13 protein-coding genes are annotated in these 15,746 nt (G+C 72.7%); 7 read left to right on the forward strand and 6 right to left on the reverse strand.

All coding sequences use genetic code 11. The features are described 5' to 3' along the window. Positions 1-89 precede the first annotated feature (89 nt). On the reverse strand, positions 90-689 hold the full coding sequence (locus ISP_RS30555; RefSeq protein ID WP_013227753.1) for a GyrI-like domain-containing protein: 600 nt from the start codon (positions 687-689) through the stop codon (positions 90-92). Beyond that, positions 689-1,198, reverse strand: coding sequence for a PadR family transcriptional regulator (locus ISP_RS30560; protein WP_013227754.1), 510 nt, complete (start codon positions 1,196-1,198; stop codon positions 689-691). Before ISP_RS30560 ends, ISP_RS30555 begins: the two co-directional genes overlap by 1 nt. A 154-nt stretch (positions 1,199-1,352) precedes the next feature. Here ISP_RS30560 and ISP_RS30565 point away from each other — a divergent pair, with 154 nt between their 5' ends. From ISP_RS30565 to ISP_RS30590, 6 genes are all read left to right on the forward strand, one after another. Beyond that, complete coding sequence (locus tag ISP_RS30565) at positions 1,353-2,672, forward strand: SWIM zinc finger family protein (protein ID WP_230468442.1); 1,320 nt, start codon at positions 1,353-1,355, stop codon at positions 2,670-2,672. Positions 2,673-2,712: 40 nt separating this feature from the next. After that, positions 2,713-4,098: a DUF5691 domain-containing protein gene (locus tag ISP_RS30570; RefSeq protein WP_013227756.1), complete on the forward strand. Its 1,386-nt coding sequence runs from the start codon at positions 2,713-2,715 to the stop codon at positions 4,096-4,098. After that, positions 4,095-5,183, forward strand: a complete 1,089-nt coding sequence (locus ISP_RS30575; protein WP_013227757.1) for an ATP-binding protein — start codon at positions 4,095-4,097, stop codon at positions 5,181-5,183. Before ISP_RS30570 ends, ISP_RS30575 begins: the two co-directional genes overlap by 4 nt. Further along, the gene (locus tag ISP_RS30580) at positions 5,180-7,363 is read left to right on the forward strand and encodes a DUF5682 family protein (RefSeq protein ID WP_013227758.1); all 2,184 of its coding nucleotides are present in this window, start codon (positions 5,180-5,182) and stop codon (positions 7,361-7,363) included. The genes ISP_RS30575 and ISP_RS30580 overlap by 4 nt, the downstream gene beginning before the upstream one ends. A 35-nt stretch (positions 7,364-7,398) precedes the next feature. After that, positions 7,399-8,562, forward strand: a complete 1,164-nt coding sequence (locus tag ISP_RS30585) for a VWA domain-containing protein (RefSeq protein WP_014467385.1) — start codon at positions 7,399-7,401, stop codon at positions 8,560-8,562. A 76-nt stretch (positions 8,563-8,638) separates the two neighbouring features. Next, positions 8,639-8,761 carry a ribosomal protein bL36 gene (locus ISP_RS30590; protein WP_013227760.1) on the forward strand — a complete coding sequence of 41 codons (123 nt, stop codon included), beginning with the start codon at positions 8,639-8,641 and terminating at the stop codon, positions 8,759-8,761. 237 nt (positions 8,762-8,998) lie between these two features. On the opposite strand, the gene ISP_RS30595 is transcribed toward ISP_RS30590, so the two are convergent. Continuing rightward, positions 8,999-9,367 (reverse strand): VOC family protein, encoded by a 369-nt coding sequence (locus ISP_RS30595; protein ID WP_013227761.1) that lies wholly within the window; start codon positions 9,365-9,367, stop codon positions 8,999-9,001. 88 nt (positions 9,368-9,455) lie between these two features. Here ISP_RS30595 and ISP_RS30600 point away from each other — a divergent pair, with 88 nt between their 5' ends. Then, positions 9,456-10,085 (forward strand): winged helix-turn-helix transcriptional regulator, encoded by a 630-nt coding sequence (locus ISP_RS30600; protein ID WP_013227762.1) that lies wholly within the window; start codon positions 9,456-9,458, stop codon positions 10,083-10,085. A gap of 6 nt (positions 10,086-10,091) precedes the next feature. Here ISP_RS30600 and ISP_RS30605 read toward each other — a convergent pair whose 3' ends face one another. The 3 genes from ISP_RS30605 to ISP_RS30615 all read right to left on the reverse strand — a co-directional run bounded on the left by ISP_RS30605 (position 10,092) and on the right by ISP_RS30615 (position 15,746). Next, positions 10,092-11,540 carry a flavin-containing monooxygenase gene (locus ISP_RS30605; RefSeq protein ID WP_013227763.1) on the reverse strand — a complete coding sequence of 483 codons (1,449 nt, stop codon included), beginning with the start codon at positions 11,538-11,540 and terminating at the stop codon, positions 10,092-10,094. 71 nt (positions 11,541-11,611) lie between these two features. Next, entirely contained in the window at positions 11,612-13,984 is a 2,373-nt protein-coding gene (locus ISP_RS30610; RefSeq protein WP_014467386.1) for a polysaccharide lyase 8 family protein, read from the reverse strand. A 307-nt stretch (positions 13,985-14,291) separates the two neighbouring features. Beyond that, positions 14,292-15,746, reverse strand: a complete 1,455-nt coding sequence (locus ISP_RS30615) for an aldehyde dehydrogenase (NADP(+)) (protein ID WP_013227765.1) — start codon at positions 15,744-15,746, stop codon at positions 14,292-14,294.

Consider the following 15,746-nt stretch of genomic DNA (forward strand, 5'->3'; position numbering starts at 1 on the left):
TGCGTTCAACGCACCCAATGTGGCCTTCGGTGCGTTCAACGCACCGAAGGCCACATTGGGGCGCTGGCGACCGGCCAACGAGCGGCGATCTAGCCGACCGGCTGGCGCAGCACCGTCCGCAGCTTCGCGGGCTCCACCCGTCTCGGATCACCGAGGTACACCTCGTGGTGCAAGCCGGTCGGCTTCAGGCCTTGCGCCGCAAGGTATTCGTCGTGCAGGCGGGCCAGCAGCGGACCTTCGTCGTCGTACGACCCGATGTGCAGCGCCTGCGCACAGCGGCCCTCGTGCAGCTTCTCCAACCGCACCGGCGCCTCGAGTTTCTTCTTGCGCCGCACCGTTTCCCGGGCCTCCTCGACGGCGTCTTCGCCGATCCACTCCGGTTGCGCGATGAGCATGGTCCACTGCCAGGAATCCTTGGCGCGCACGGTGAAAGCCGCGTAGTCCTCGGCCCACCACAGGCCCTCCAACGGGCCCACGACGAAGTCCTCACCGCGCTGCTTCGCCACCATTTTGATCGTGTAGGCGAAGCCGTAGAGCGCTTCGACGGCTTTCCGGTAGCTCTCCGCCGTGTTCGGGTTGCCGCGGCCGTCGATCGCGAGGAACCGCTGTTCGGGGACGTCCACCAGGGCCCAGTCGGTGTTCTTGGGCGCGTAGAGCTGCTTCAGGTCCTTCTTGACGTCGTAGGGCATCAGGTCATTCCTTCCAGCCACCGGGCTTCCGCCTCGAGTTGGGCGATGGAGTAGTCGAAGATCGCGCGGACGAACGGCGGGGCGTGTTCCTGGGCCGCGGCCGCGCGGCGGACCTCGGCCAGCCGCTCTTTTACGGCTTCCGCGCGCCGGGCCAGCGCGGCCGCAAGGCGTTCGGGCGGCACGGCCGGGCTGTTCGCCAGGCCGACGAGCACCGGCGGGTGCACCGGGCGCAGCTCCGCGACGGCGGCTTCGGCGGCCGCCGCGCACGCTTTGCGGCCCGCTTCGGTGGCCGTGAACGTCTTTTTGGCCTTGGGGTGCGGGCGTTCGCCCGCGACCTCGGCGACCAGGCCTTTCTCGCGGAGTTTCCCCAGGACGTAGTAGATCGAGCTGAAGCCGAGGGCCGTCCAGTCGCGCATGCCGCGCTCCGAGACGACTTCGTCCAGCTCGTAGCCGTGCCTCGGCCGCTCGACCACCAGGCCGAGCACCGTCAGTTCCGCGTCGGTCAGCACGCTCTTACTCTAGCACTAGAATACTCGCGTTCCGGAAATTGTCGGTGACATCTGGGGCTTCGCCCCAGGTCGGGGGCTCCGCCACCCGAGCCCCCCAAAAAATGTCGGTGGGTGCTGGCATGCTTCAGCAAGGACCGGAAAGCGAGGGAGCACAGTGGGGGGACAGGTGGTGACGGCGGTGCCGTGGACCGCGGAACGCGTGGCCGGGCTGGCGCCGGATCCCGCTTCGGAGAAGGCGGGCCGGGCGCTCGCCACGCCGGCGAAGTGGTCGGGCGCGGGTGCGTCCGAAGACGCCGTGTGGGGCTTCTGCCAGGGCAGTGGCAAGAAGCCGTACCAGACGTGCGTCGAGCTGGCCGAGCCCGCGTTCCGGTGTTCCTGTCCCAGCCGGAAGTTCCCGTGCAAGCACGCGCTGGGGCTGCTGCTGCTCTGGGCGGCCGGCCGGGTCGACGGCGCGGAACCACCCGACTGGGTGCACGCGTGGCTGTCCGAACGCGCCGACCGCGCCCGCCGGGCGGAAAACCGCGCCGAGGCGGCGGGCCCGAAGGACGAGGAGGCGGCCGCCCGGCGCGCTGCCGATCGGGCGGCCCGCGTCGAAGGCGGCGTCGCGGAGCTGAAGGTCTGGCTGACCGACCGGATCGGGGCCGGTTTCGCGCGCTTCGAGCGCAACGGCGGGGAAGAGCTGCGCACGGTCGCGGCGCGGATGGTCGACGCACAGGCGTCGGGCCTCGCGGGCGGCTTGCGCCGGGCGGCGGGGATCGTCGGCCGCCGCGACTGGCCGGAGGCGCTGCTGGCCGAGCTGTCCCAGCTGTACCTGCTCGCCGACGCGGCCACGCGCCTGGAGTCGCTGCCGCCCGCGCTGGCGGATACCGTCCGCACGCGGCTGGGGTTTTCGGTGGAGACGGCCCGGGTGCTGGAGACCGGCGAGCGCGTCGCGGACGACTGGCTGATCACCGGCGCGGCGGACGAGGAGAACGACCGGCTGCTCACCCGCCGGACGTGGTTGCGCGGCCTCGGCACGGGCCGGGACGCGCTGGTGCTGTCGTTCGCCCCACCGGGCCGTCCCCTGGACGCGACGCTGCCACCGGGCCACCGGCTGACCGCCGAACTGGCGTTCTACCCGGGCGCGGCGCCGCTGCGGGCCCTGGTGGCGGAGCGCGGAATCCCCCTCGCGGCTCCGACCGCCGAAGGGGGTTCGATCGCGGACGCCTTGGCGGCGCACACACAGGCGATGGCGGCGGACCCGTGGCTGGAGCGCTGGCCGGTGCTGTTGTCGGGCGTCACCCCGGCGGAGCACGCAGGCGGCTGGTGTCTGTCCGAAAAGGACGGAACGGCGATGCCGCTGGTGCCGTACGCGTTCCCGTGGTCACTGCCGGCGCTGTCGGCGGGGCGCCCGTTGACGGTGGCCGGCGAGTGGAGCCCGGCGGGGTTGCGGCCGCTGACGTGCTGGCACGAGAACCGGGCGGTGCGGCTGTGACCGTTTTCCACTACTACCACCAGGAATCCGAGGTGTCCCGATGAAGGCCTGGGAAGACCTCGTCGGCACCGCCCTGCTCGGCACCCGGCGGCGCGCCCTGGACCCCGCCGCCCAGCCGGCCGCCGTCCGAGAGCTCATCGCCGGCCGTGCCGATCCCGCCGAACAGCTGCTCACCGCCGCGGCCGTGCTCAGCACCTACCGGCGGGCCGGGCGGCGGCCGCTGCACGACGTCCGGCCACTCCCCGTGGCCGCCGCCGACGAACGGCCCTTCGTGCCGCCGCCGGCCCGGGAGCGGCTCGGCCGGCTGCTCGCCGCCAGTCACCCCGACCTCCTGCTCGAGTGGCTCGGCATCGTGGCAGGCACCGGCTACCGCGTGCCGCCGGAAACCCTGCCGCTGCTCGCCGAGGCCGCGCGCACCAAGGTCGCCCTGCGCGGGCCGCTGGCGGCCGTCGCCGGGTCCGTCGGCGCCTGGCTCGGGCAGCGGAACCCCGACTGGGCGTTCCTGGCCGCGCCTGCCGAAGAATCCGGAGACGTCTGGCAGTACGGCAGCCTCGCCCAGCGCCGCCGGTGGCTCGGCACCAAGCTCGCCCAGGATCCCGACGCCGCCCGCGAAGCCCTCACCACGTCGTGGAAGACCGAGCCCGCCGACATCCGCGCCGACTTCCTCGGCGTCCTCGCCGGGCATGTCCGGGCCGGCGACGAAGCCTTCCTCGAGGCTGCGCTCGCCGATCGGGCCGCCGCCGTCCGCGAACAGGCCGCCGATCTGCTCGGCCGGCTGCCGGGCACGCGCTACGGCCGGAGCATGGCCGAACGGCTGCGCCCGCTGGTCCACCGCCGGGACCGGGTGCTCACCGTCTCCCTGCCCTCCGGCGATCGCGGCGACGGCACCGTCCGGCTGCGCACCCTCGTCGCGGCCGCGCCGCTGTCCTTCTGGGCCGAGTTCGGCCCGCCGGCCGAGGTCGTGCGGATGGCCGTCGAAGGCTGCCCGGCCGCCGTGCTGCGGGACTCCTGGGCCACCGCCACCCTGCGCCAGCGCGACGAAACCTGGGCGCAGGCCCTCATCGGCGCCGACCCCGGCGGGCGCACCACGCCGCCGCTGCTCGGGGTGCTGAGCCCGGCCGGCCAGGCCGCCACGGTCGGGCACCTGGTGAGCCGGCTGCCCGTCGAATCGTTCGCGCGGCTGGTGCACGAACTGCCCCGGCCGTGGACGAAGGAACTCGGCACCGCGCTGCTCGACTGGATCGCCCGTCAGGACGACCACCGCCTGGTTTCGCACGCCGCCGTCGTGATCGCGCGCGCGGTGCCGCCGCAGTGCCTGCGCCACCCGCTGGCCACCACCCGCCTGACCATGGACGCCGGGCCGTGGCGCCGGGCGCTCACCGAAACGCTGAACTTCCGCCGCGAAATGTACGAGGAGCTCGCATGACCGCCCCCGCCACCGTCCTCCGGCCGCACGCCGAGCAGGACCACGCCGCCGAGCTGGCCGCGCTGGCCGCCGCCGACGAACGGGCGAAGCCGCCGAACTGGAACCTCTCGCCCTGGGCCGTCGTCGAGTACCTGCTCGGCGGCACCCTGCCGGACGGCACGGTGATCACGCCGAAGTACGTCGGTCCGCGGCGGCTGATCGAGGTCGCGGTCGCCACGCTCGCCACCGACCGCGCGCTGCTGCTGCTCGGCGTGCCCGGCACGGCGAAGACGTGGGTGTCGGAGCACCTCTCGGCGGCCATCAGCGGCGATTCGACGCTGCTGGTGCAGGGCACCGCGGGCACGTCCGAGGAGTCGATCCGCTACGGCTGGAACTACGCCCGGCTGATCGCCGAGGGCCCAAGCGCCGCCGCCCTCGTCGAAAGCCCGGTGCTGCGCGCGATGCGGGACGGCAAGCTGGCCCGGCTCGAGGAGCTGACGCGCATCCCCGCCGACGTCCAGGACTCGCTGATCACGATCCTGTCCGAGAAGACGCTGCCGGTCCCGGAACTGGGCACCGAGGTGCAGGCCCGGCCGGGCTTCAACCTGATCGCAACGGCCAACAACCGCGACAAGGGCGTCAACGAGCTGTCCAGCGCGCTGCGGCGGCGGTTCAACACGGTCGTGCTGCCGCTGCCGGACAGCGCCGAGGCGGAGGTCGAGATCGTCAGCAGGCGGGTCGCCGAGCTGGGCACGGCGCTGCAGCTGCCCGCGGAGGCCGCCGAGCTGGCCGAGATCCGCCGCGTGGTCACGGTGTTCCGCGAGCTGCGCTCGGGCCGCACCGAAGACGGCCGCACGGCGGTGAAGTCACCGTCCGGCACGCTGTCGACCGCGGAGGCGATCAGCGTGCTCACCGGCGGGCTCGCCCTGGCCACCCACTTCGGCGACGGCGTCCTGCGCCCGCACGACATCGCGGCGGGCATCCACGGCGCGGTGGTCAAGGACCCGGTGGCCGACCGCGCGATCTGGATCGAATACCTGGAGACCGTGGTCCGCGAACGCGACGGCTGGGCCGACTTCTACCGGGCGGGCCAGGAGCTTTCGTGACGGCGACCCACCTGCTCGGCATCCGCCACCACGGCCCGGGATCCGCCCGGGCCGTGGCGGCGCGGCTCGCCGAACTCGAACCCGACGTCGTGCTCATCGAGGGGCCACCCGAGGCCGACGCCCTGGTCGAGCTCACCGAAGACCCGGCCATGGCACCCCCGGTCGCGCTGCTGGCCTACGCGACCGACGACGTCTCGCGCGCCGCGTTTTGGCCGTTCGCCGTCTTCAGCCCCGAATGGCAGGCGCTCGCCTACGCCCGCGAGGCCGGGATCCCGGTGCGGTTCTGCGACCTGCCGGCCGCGAACACGTTCGCCGCGGGGCCGGACGAGCACACCGGCCCACCGGTCGACCCACTCGCCCTGTTGGCCTCGGCCGGCGGGTACGACGACCCGGAACGCTGGTGGGACGACGTCGTCGAGTCGCGGCGGGACACCGAAAGCCCGTTCGAAGTGATCGCCGAGGCGATGAGCGCGGTGCGGGAAGACGAAAAACCCGCGCAGGGCAACGAAGCCCGCCGCGAGGCGTACATGCGCTCGGTGCTGCGCCGCACCCGCAAGGACGGCTTCGAGAACATCGCCGTCGTCTGCGGCGCCTGGCACGTGCCCGCGCTGGCGGATCCGCTGCCACCGGCGTCGCACGACCAGGCCGTCCTCAAAGGACTCCCGAAGCGGAAGGTCGCGTGCACCTGGGTGCCGTGGACGCACGGGCGCCTCGCCACGGCCAGCGGCTACGGCGCCGGCGTGCGATCGCCGGGCTGGTACCACCACCTCTTCACCACCCCCGAAGACGTCACCACGCGCTGGCTGACCGGCGTCGCCGCGGTGCTGCGGGAGGAGGACCTGCCGGTCTCGACCGCGCACGTCATCGAGGCGGTCCGCCTGGCCGAGACGCTCGCGACGCTGCGGGGCCGGTCGTCGGCCGGGCTCGCCGAGGTCACCGAAGCCACCCGGTCCGTGCTGTGCGGCGGGGACGAGGTGCAGGTCGAGCTGGTCACGCGGCGGCTGGTGGTCGGCGAACGGCTCGGCGAGGTGCCCGAGCGCGTCCCGCAGCCGCCGCTGGCCGCGGACCTGACCGCAACCGCGAAACGCCTGCGGCTCAAGAAGGACCCGGTCGTCAAGGAGCTCGACCTCGACCTGCGGACGCCGGGCGGGCTCGATCGCTCGAAGCTGCTGCACCGGCTGCGGATCCTCGGCATCGAGTGGGGCAGCCGGGAGGCGTCCGCGCGGCGGAACAAGGGCACCTTCCGCGAAACCTGGGCGCTGGCCTGGGAACCGTCGTTCGAGGTTGACCTGGTCGCGGCCGCGGTGCACGGCACCACCGTGCCGTCGGCGGCCACCGCCGCGGTCCGGGGCACGGTCGAAGGCACGCCACCGCTGGACGAAGTCACCACGGCCGTCGAGAACTGCCTGCTCGCCGACCTGCCGGAGGCGCTGCCCGAAGCACTCGCGGCGCTCGACGCGCGCGCGGCGGCGGACGCGGACGTCGCCCGGCTGATGTCGGCCCTGCCCGCGCTGGCCAGGGCGACCCGGTACGGCAACGTCCGCGGCACGGACACCGGCGCGTTGCGGGCGGTCGCCGACCGGATGCTCGACCGGATCTGCGCCGGCCTGCCCCCGGCCGCCCACGGCATCGACGACGACGCCGCGGCCCGGCTGGCCAAGCTCGTCGACGGAGTGCACGACGCGACCTCGCTGCTGGGCGACGAGCCGAAGGAACGCTGGCTGGCGGCGCTGGCCCGGCTGGCCGAACGGCCGTCGCTGCCCCCGCTGCTGGCCGGACGGCTCACCCGGATCCTGCACGACGCCGGGCTGCTCGACGCGCTCGACATCGAACTGCGGCTGGGCCGGGCCCTCACGCCGGGGGTCGTGCCGTCGGCGGGCGCGGCCTACGTCGAGGGCTTCTTCGACGGCGGGGCCCTGCTGCTGGTGCACGACGAAGGCCTGCTGCGGGTGATCGACGCGTGGCTGGCGGCGATCCCCGACGACGTCTTCACCGAGGTGCTTCCGTTGCTGCGCCGCACGTTCGGGGCGTTCAGCGGACCGGAGAAACGAGCGATCGGGCAGCGCGCGGCCGGGCTCACCGGCGCCGCTCGCGTCGTGCCCGTGGCCGACGAACTCGACGAGGACCGTGCGGAGCGCGTACTTCCGGTCCTGGCGACGCTGTTGGGGGTGGGGGCATGACCACCGCCGACGGACTCCCTCCCGCGGAGGCGGCGATGAGCACTGCCACCGACCGGGTGCGGCGCTGGCGGCTGGTGCTGGGCGGGGACGGCGCCGGGCCCGGACTGACCGATGCTCAGCTGTCCGAAGAGGACAGTGGCGTGGACGCGGTGCTGGCCGCCCTCTACGACAAGCCCGACGAGGAAGCCTCGGGCGGCCCGCGCAGCGCGAACCTGGGTGCCTCGGCGCCGCGGGTCGCGCGCTGGCTCGGCGACATCCGGCGTTACTTCCCGAGCACCGTCGTGCAGGTCATGCAGCGCGACGCGGTCGACCGGCTGGGGCTCACCCGGATGCTGCTGGAAAAGGAGCTGCTGTCGGCAGTCGAGCCGGACGTCCACCTGGTCGGCACGCTGCTGTCGCTGAACGGCGTGCTGCCGGAGGAAACCAAGGAGACCGCGCGCGAGGTGGTCCGCAAGGTCGTCACCGAGCTGGAGGAACGGCTCGCCGAACGCACCCGCGCGGCGATCCGGGGCGCGCTGGACAAGGCGTCGCGCACGCACCGGCCCCGCCCCGGCGACGTCGACTGGGCCCGCACGATCCACGCGAACCTGAAGCACTACTCCCCCGAGCTGCGCACGATCGTCCCGGAGAAGCTGATCGGCTTCGGCCGGCGGCAGCAGGCGGTGCAACGGGACGTGATCCTGGCCGTCGACCAGTCGGGCTCGATGGCGGAGTCGGTGGTGTACTCGGGGCTGTTCGGTGCGGTCCTGGCGTCGATGCGGGCGTTGAAGACGTCGTTCGTGGCGTTCGACACGGAGGTCGCGGACCTCACCGAGCACCTCGCCGACCCGGTCGACGTCCTGTTCGGCACCCAGCTGGGTGGCGGCACGGACATCAACCGGGCGATCGCGTACTGCCAGGGCCTGGTCGAGCGCCCGGAGCGGACGCTGCTGGTGCTGATCAGCGACCTCTACGAGGGCGGGGACGAGGAGGAACTGCTGCACCGGATCGCCGAGCTGGCCGGCGCGGGGGTCCAGGTGGTGACGCTGCTGGCGCTGTCGGACTCCGGCGCACCGTCGTACGACCACGAGAACGCGGCGGCCCTGGCCGAGCTCGGCATCCCGGCCTTCGCGTGCACCCCGGACCAGTTCCCGGACCTGATGGCCGCAGCCATCCGCGGCGACGACCTGCAGAGCTGGGCAGCCCGCGAGAGCAGCTGAGTTGCGGAATGAAACTGACGGCCCGCCGGTTGAAGCAGACGTGGGACGACAGCTCCCGCAGGAAGGACGGCTCGCCATGAAGGTTCGCAGCTCGATCCGCTCGCTCGCCCGTCAGCCGGGCGCCCAGGTCATCCGCCGGGGGTCCAAGATCCTGGTGATCAACAAGGACAACCCGCGCTCGAAGGCCCGCCAAGGCTGACCGCACGCGACCCGGCAGGGCCCCGGAACCCACGTGGGTTCCGGGGCCCTGCCGCATCCCAAGGGGCATCACGCAGGCATCAGCCCGATGCCCCTTCAATCACGCGAGATGCCTCCCCAATCACGCGAGATGCCCCTCCAATCACGCGTGTCGTCCCTCCAAACACGCGAGTTGACTCCTCAATCACGCGAGTCGTCCTCCCAATCACGCGAGATGCCCCCTGGCGCAAGCGCCGGGTCAGGCCGGGCCTGCGAGGCCGACGAGATTGCCCTCCGGGTCGGTGAAGTGGGCGACCACCAGGTCGCGCCCCGGGACGCGGTCCGGGCCCATCCGGCGGGTGCCGCCGAGGCGTTCGGCCTCGGCCAGCGCCGCCGCGACGTCCGGGACGCCTGCGTAGAACACCACGTGACCCTCGAAACCCGCGCCGCCGCCGACGCCGCCCGGGATGGTGTCCGTCTCCGTGAACCCGTACTCGCCCGGTTCCGACACCTGGTCCGACACCGGGCCGGACGTGTCGAAGTCCCAGCCGAACAGCTCGCCGTAGTACCCGCGCAGCCGCGCCGGGTCGGTACCGATGATCTCGAAGTGCACGACTGGCCGGCCCATGACCGTTCCTTTCCGTCGACGTGCGGACAGGGCCGACCGTACGCCCATCCAGTTGTTAAAAACAACCACCGAGTTGTACATTAGGACCATGCCGACGAGCCGCAGCTACGGGGACGCCTGCACGATCGCCCGCGCCTTGGACGTCGTCGGGGAACGCTGGGCCCTGCTCGTGGTGCGCGAACTGCTGCTCGGGCCGCAGCGGTTCTCCGACGTCCGCCGCGCGCTCCCCGGCGCCAGCTCGAACCTGGTCACCGACCGGCTCCGCGAGCTCGAGAGCCACGGCGTCGTGACGCGCCGGCAGCTACCGCCCCCGGCCGCGTCGACGGTCTACGAGCTCACCGGCTGGGGCCGCGAACTGGAGCCGGTCGTGCTGGCGCTGGGCGCGTGGGGCGCGCGAGTCCCGCTCCCCCGGCCCGCGTCCCTCGGCGTCACCTCCGTGCTGCTGTTCCTCCGCGGGTCCGCCCGCCCGCGCGGCACCGCCTGCTACCGCGTCGAACTGGACGCTCGCGTGTGGACGGTCCGCACCGAGCCGGGCCGCCTGACGATCGAGCCGGGCGAGCCCGGCGCCCCGGACGCGGCGATCCGGACCGACCCGTCGACGCTGAACGCCCTGCTCGAGCAGCCTTCCGACCTCGAGAAGGCCATCGCCGACAACCGGATCACGATCGAGGGCGACCGGAACGCGGTCCGCAGGCTGCTGCACGAGCACGAAAGCTGAGCACCTTCAGCCCGCGTGGCCGAAGCGCAGCACCCCGTCGTCCACGCGGGTGAACCGCATGTCCGCCAGGTCCAGCAGGTAGTTCTGGCGCATCGTCCAGGGCCGTCGCCCGCCTTGCTTCGGCAGGCCGTGGGCGGCCCGCTTGATGTACCCCGACTGCAGGTCCACGATCGGCCGCGGCCGGCCCGCGCCCGACGCCGAGGCCGCGTCCGGCACGCAGAACGCGTACCCGTTCCGGTCCAGGTACGCGAGCAGGCGGCACACGTACTGCGACGCCAGGTCCGCCCGCAGCGTCCACGAGCTGTTCGTGTATCCGATGCACCACGCCAGATTCGGCACGCCGCCGAACATCGTGCCCTTGTACGCCCGCTGCTCCCCCGGCTCGATGGCCCGCCCGTCGACCGTCAGCGAAATCCCGCCGAACGCCACCAGCCGCAGACCGGTCGCCGTCACGATGACGTCGGCCTTCAGCGTGCGACCCGACTCCAAAGCCACGCCCGACGTGGTGAACCGCGTGATGCGGTCCGTCACGATGTCCGCTTGGCCCGAGCGCAACGCCCGGAACAGGTCCGCGTCCGGCACCAGGCACAGCCGCTGGTCCCACGGGTCGTACGACGGCACGAAGTGCGGGTCCACCGGGATCGACGCGGGCAGCTGCGCCGCCACCCGCTTGCGCAGCACCTGTGACGTCCGGTCCGGCAGGCGCCGCATCAGCTGGAAGAACAGCGTGCCCATGACCACGTTCTTGCCGCGGATCAGCCGGTGGGCGAGCTTTTCCGGCAGCAGCGCGCGGAGCCGGTCGGCCAGCGCGTCGTGCCCCGGCCTCGCCACGATGTACGACGGCGACCGCTGCAGCATCGTCACGTGCGAAGCGCGCGACGCGAGCGCCGGGACCAGCGTCACCGCCGTCGCCCCGCTGCCGATCACCACGACCTGCTTGCCCGTGTGGTCCAGCGAATCCGGCCAGTGCTGCGGGTGCACGATCTCCCCGGCGAACTCCGCGCGGCCCGGGAAGTCGACGACGTGCCCGGACTCGTACGAGTAATAGCCGCTGCACAGGTACAGGAACCGGCAGGTGAACGTGGCGCCGTGCGCGGTCGAGACCGTCCACCGCGCGTCCGGCGACGACCACGAAGCCCGCACGACCCGGTGCCCGAAGCGGATATGGGTGGTCACGCCGAACGCCTCGGCCGTCGAGCGGATGTAGCTCAGGATCGACGGCCCGTCCGCGATCGCCTTCGGGTCCTTCCACGGCCGGAACGGGTAACCGAGGGTGAACATGTCCGAATCGGACCGGATTCCCGGGTACCGGAACAGGTCCCAGGTGCCGCCGATGGTGTCGCGCGCTTCCAGCACCGCATACGTCTTGCCCGGCAAGCGCTCCTGCAGGCGGCAGGCCGCGCCGATCCCCGACAGGCCGGCGCCCACGATCAGGACGTCCACGTGCTCGGTCATGACCGGCAGCCTAACCGAGGTGGGGACCCCGCCGGACCGGGTCGGGGCACCGGCCCGGCGGGGAGGTCTGCCTACACCGCGATCACTTTCGTCGCGCCGAACGTGCCCTTCAGCGGCACCTCCACGGATCGGCCGCGCACCGTCACCGTGACGCTGTCCTGCAGCTGCGTCGGATCCGACACCGCGAGCTGGGTCCGGGCCCCGCACCGCCCGATCGCCACCGAGGCCGGCCCGGACACGCCGAGGTCGCCGACCGTGCCCGCCGCGAAGAAGTTCGCCAGCACCGTGCCGCCGGCCACGCGGATCGCCTGTACCACCGGGGTGTTCGCCAGCACCCGCCACGCCCAGGACGCAGTGAGCGTGTCGATCACCGAAGCGCCCGGGAGCACCGCGTACGCGTACTTCGCGTCCGTCGGCTTCACGCCGTGTTCCAGGACCAGCTTCTGGTACCGGCGCGTGTTCGGTGTCGTGGTGCCCTTGGTGTTGGCGCCCGTGTCGATGTCGCGCCACGCGCCCGTCCGGTCTTCGCGCAACGCCGTCACCGAGGCGTCGTCGAGGAGCAGGTACCCGCCGACGTTCTCCAGGTGCGCCCAGCGCGGCCGCCGCAGCGCGGAGGCTTTCCCGAGGTCGGTGGCCACGCGCCGGCCGTCGGCCAGCAGCGTCCCGCGGCCGCCCTCGCCGAGGTTGCGGTTCTCGATCGTCGTGCGCACGGCGTAGGGCGACGTGCTGGTGATCCCGGCGCCGAGGCAGAGGATGCCGTCCGGGGTGAAGAACCACGACTTCTTCGCGACCAGCGAGCCGTCCCAGTTCTTGAAGCCGAACGCGTACGCGCCGTACCGCTCGTCCCAGCGGACGCCGCCGGTGTGCGGGTCCGGCCCCACCGGCACGCCGCCGAACTTGGGGTCGACCGGGCCGTCGTGCTCGGTCGTGCCCGGCAGCAGCAGCGGGTCCACCGTCGGCCAGTAGGCGTCGGTGTAGTGGCCCTTGGCGCTCGGCAGGAACGTGTAGAGCACGCCGTCGCCGACGTGGTAGCCCTTCATGTTCTGGCCGTTGATGGCTTCGTAGCGCGAGATCCGCGTCGAGCTGACGCCCAGTGACGCCGACCAGTCGTCGGTGACGTGGACCATCCGGTCCTGCTGGCCGAAGATCCGGTGCGTCGCCACCACCCGCGCCGGGCGCGCCCCCGACGCCAGCATGTCCTGCGCGAACTCGATGCCCGGCGTCGCCACCAGGTCCGGGCCGGGCGCGAACCGCTCCGGGTCCGGGATCTTCAGCAGCGGCGCGTACTCGCCTTCCTTGATCCACTTCGCGGCCAGCGCGTTGAGGTCGCTCTTCGTCTTGCCCGACGCGGTCCGGGCCAGCACCAGCGTCGCGACGGTGAGCTGGTGGCCGATGTCGTGGCCGGTCTCCCCCTGGCGCGACAGCATCCGCCCGCGCACCGGCTCCATCAGCGCGCCCGCGTAGACGAAGGGCGCGTAGCTGTCGGCGACGAGCGCGTAGATCTTGTCCTTGAGCGGCTGCGGGAGCGCGTACGCGGTGCCCTGCGTGACGTGGATGGCGCCGGCGAGCGCGGTCAGCAGCACGATGCCGTAGTGCCCGGGGTAGGGGATGGTGTCGTGCTGGATGAACGAGCCGTCGACGTGGAAGCCGTCGCCCGCCGCGCGATCCAGCTTGGCGACGACGCTCGCCGCACCCCCGCCCGCGACGTCGGTGAGCGCGTCGATGCCGGTCTTGATCCACGCCGTGTCGCCCAGCAGCGCGCCCGAGACGATCGAGATGAGGGCCTTGTCCGCGCGGTTGGCGCCGGTTTCGACCACCGACGCGTTGTTCGCGCGCAGGTTCGGGTTGCCGACGAACCGCTTGACCGGCGCCAGGTAGCGGGCCAGTTGTTCCGCGGTGAGCTGGTCCGCGACCACCGACAGCGTGTGCAGCAGGTAGTACGGGATACCGATTTCGTACGTGTACCAGTTGCCGATTTCGCCCACGGTTTCGTTGTACTGGCTGGCATTGATGAGTTCCAGCGCCGACTTGATGCGGTCGAGCACCACGGGGTCGCCGGAGAGCGCCCCGCCCGGCGTGCCCCAGTCGACGGCGATCGCGCGCAGCCGCGCGTACATCGACGTCGTGTAGTCGCTGCCAGGACCGAGCGGCAGGTCCGTCCACAGTGGAGCAGCCCCGCCGGCGACGGACAGGCTCGCGTTGTAGGCCTTGGCGACCCGGCCGAGGTTGGCCAGCGCCGCGGCGCGTTCCGGCGACGGCCGGTTGATGCCGGTCTGCAGCTGCCGGTAGGCGGCGACGATCGGCGCGGTCGCGGCGGGCACCGGGCCGGCCGCTTTCGCCGCGGGCGTGGCCGCGGATGCGGCGAAGGCCGGGCGGGTGAGGAGCACGGTGGAAGCGGCCGCCAGGGCACCGCCGCGCAGGGCATTTCTCCGGTTCACGGGCATGACAACGCCTTCCAGGATCAAGACATCCTTGGCTTGCGGGGAACGGGGATTCAGTTGTGCGGCGGCGGAATTTGTTCTGTGTGTGCCACCTTCGGGGCATCTGGTGCCCCGAAGGTGACTTTTCCGGCTCTCGGCTCCGGAAACTGTCGGTGCCGAGCGGTAATGTGGAAACGGGGGGCGCCCCCGCGGGTCGGTGGCGCCGATCGGTGGTGTGGGGTCAGTGGCGCCGGATCAACGGAAACTGTCGGTGCCGAGCGATAGGCTGGAACCGGGGGGCGCCCCCGCGGCGGTCAGCGGAATCTGCGGATCAGCGGGAGCCGTCGGTGCGGCGGGGCAGCTGCCAGGGGTTGGCCTCCTGCAGGGGTTCGGGGAGCAGGGCGTCCGGGAAGCCCTGCCAGGCGATCGGGCGCAGGAACCGCTCGATCGCCGCGGTGCCGACGGAAGTCGTCGTCGGGGCCGTCGTGGCCGGGTACGGGCCGCCGTGCTGCTGGGCCCAGCTCACCGTCACGCCGGTGGGCCAGTCGTTCCACAGCAGCCGGCCGGCGATGCGGGCCAGCGAGGGCAGCACCGGCCGGAGCCAGTCCACATCGGACTCCTCGCCGTGGATCGTGGCGGTGAGCCCCGGTTCGATCACGTCGAGCAGGCGCAGCAGCTCGGCCTGGTCGGCGTAGGTGACGATCAGCGACGCCGGCCCGAAGCACTCCTCGTGCACGGTGTCGCCGCCCTCGAGGAACTGCTTGCCGGTGGTGGTCAGCAGCGTCGGGGTGAACGCGGGCGAAGAAGAATCCGACGAAGACACGACCTCGACACCCGGGACCTCCCGCAGCGCGGACAGCTGAGCGGAGAAACCGGAAGCGATCCGGTCGTTGAGCATCGGCTGGGCCGGGGCGCCGTCCAGCGCCGAACGCAGCACGTCGGTCAGGCCGTGGTCCTCCGGCAGGAACAGCAGGCCCGGCTTGGTGCAGAACTGGCCGGCGCCGAGGGTGAACGACCCGGCGTAGCCCTTCGCCACGGCTTCCCCGCGCGCGGCGATCGCGGCCTCGGTGACCACCACCGGGTTGACGCTGCCCAGCTCGCCGTAGAACGGGATCGGCCGCGGCCGCGCGTTCGCGATGTCGAACAGGGCCCGCCCGCCGGGGATCGAGCCGGTGAACGACGCCGCCGCGATCCGCGGGTCCTTCAGCGCGGTGACGCCTTCCTCCTGGCCGAAGATCACGTTGAACAGGGCCGCCGGAGCGCCCGCCTTGATCAGCGCCTCCCGCACGATCGAGCCCGTCTGCGCGGACAGCTCCGGGTGCCCGGGGTGGGCCTTGAGGACCACCGGGCAGCCCGCGGCCAGCGCGGACGCCGTATCACCACCGGCGACGCTGAACGCGAACGGGAAGTTGCTGGCCGCGAACACCAGCACCGGCCCGATCGCGGTCTTGACGCGGCGGATGTCCGGGCGCGGGCCCATCGGCCAGTCCGGGTCCGCGTGGTCGACGGTGGCGCCGAGGTACTCGCCGTCGGTGAGGACCTCGGCGAACAGGCGCAGCTGGAACGTCGTGCGCTTCAGCTCGCCGGCCAGCCGCGGGGTCTCCGGCAGGTGCGTCTCGGCGTGCGCCAGCGGGACGAGCTCGCCCGCGGCGGCGTCGAGGGCGTCGGCGACGGCGGTCAGCCAGCCCGCGCGTTCGGCCGGGGTCGCCTCGGCGGCGGGACGGGCGGCGTCGGCGGCTCCCGCCAGGATCTTCTCGAGCGTGGCAGCGTCAGTGGCCTGGCTCAT

Source organism: Amycolatopsis mediterranei (genome assembly GCF_026017845.1).
In the GTDB taxonomy this organism is placed as follows: Bacteria; Actinomycetota; Actinomycetes; order Mycobacteriales; family Pseudonocardiaceae; genus Amycolatopsis; species Amycolatopsis mediterranei.

Bases quoted from the DNA above. Each gene is read 5' to 3' on its own strand.
- ISP_RS30555 (WP_013227753.1), bottom strand. From the start codon at position 689: ATGCCCTACGACGTCAAGAAGGACCTGAAGCAGCTCTACGCGCCCAAG.
- ISP_RS30570 (WP_013227756.1), top strand. From the start codon at position 2,713: ATGAAGGCCTGGGAAGACCTCGTCGGCACCGCCCTGCTCGGCACCCGG.
- ISP_RS30575 (WP_013227757.1), top strand. From the start codon at position 4,095: ATGACCGCCCCCGCCACCGTCCTCCGGCCGCACGCCGAGCAGGACCAC.
- ISP_RS30585 (WP_014467385.1), top strand. From the start codon at position 7,399: ATGAGCACTGCCACCGACCGGGTGCGGCGCTGGCGGCTGGTGCTGGGC.
- ISP_RS30590 (WP_013227760.1), top strand. From the start codon at position 8,639: ATGAAGGTTCGCAGCTCGATCCGCTCGCTCGCCCGTCAGCCGGGCGCC.
- ISP_RS30595 (WP_013227761.1), bottom strand. From the start codon at position 9,367: ATGGGCCGGCCAGTCGTGCACTTCGAGATCATCGGTACCGACCCGGCG.
- ISP_RS30600 (WP_013227762.1), top strand. From the start codon at position 9,456: ATGCCGACGAGCCGCAGCTACGGGGACGCCTGCACGATCGCCCGCGCC.
- ISP_RS30605 (WP_013227763.1), bottom strand. From the start codon at position 11,540: ATGACCGAGCACGTGGACGTCCTGATCGTGGGCGCCGGCCTGTCGGGG.
- ISP_RS30610 (WP_014467386.1), bottom strand. From the start codon at position 13,984: ATGCCCGTGAACCGGAGAAATGCCCTGCGCGGCGGTGCCCTGGCGGCC.
- ISP_RS30615 (WP_013227765.1), bottom strand. From the start codon at position 15,746: ATGAGCCAGGCCACTGACGCTGCCACGCTCGAGAAGATCCTGGCGGGA.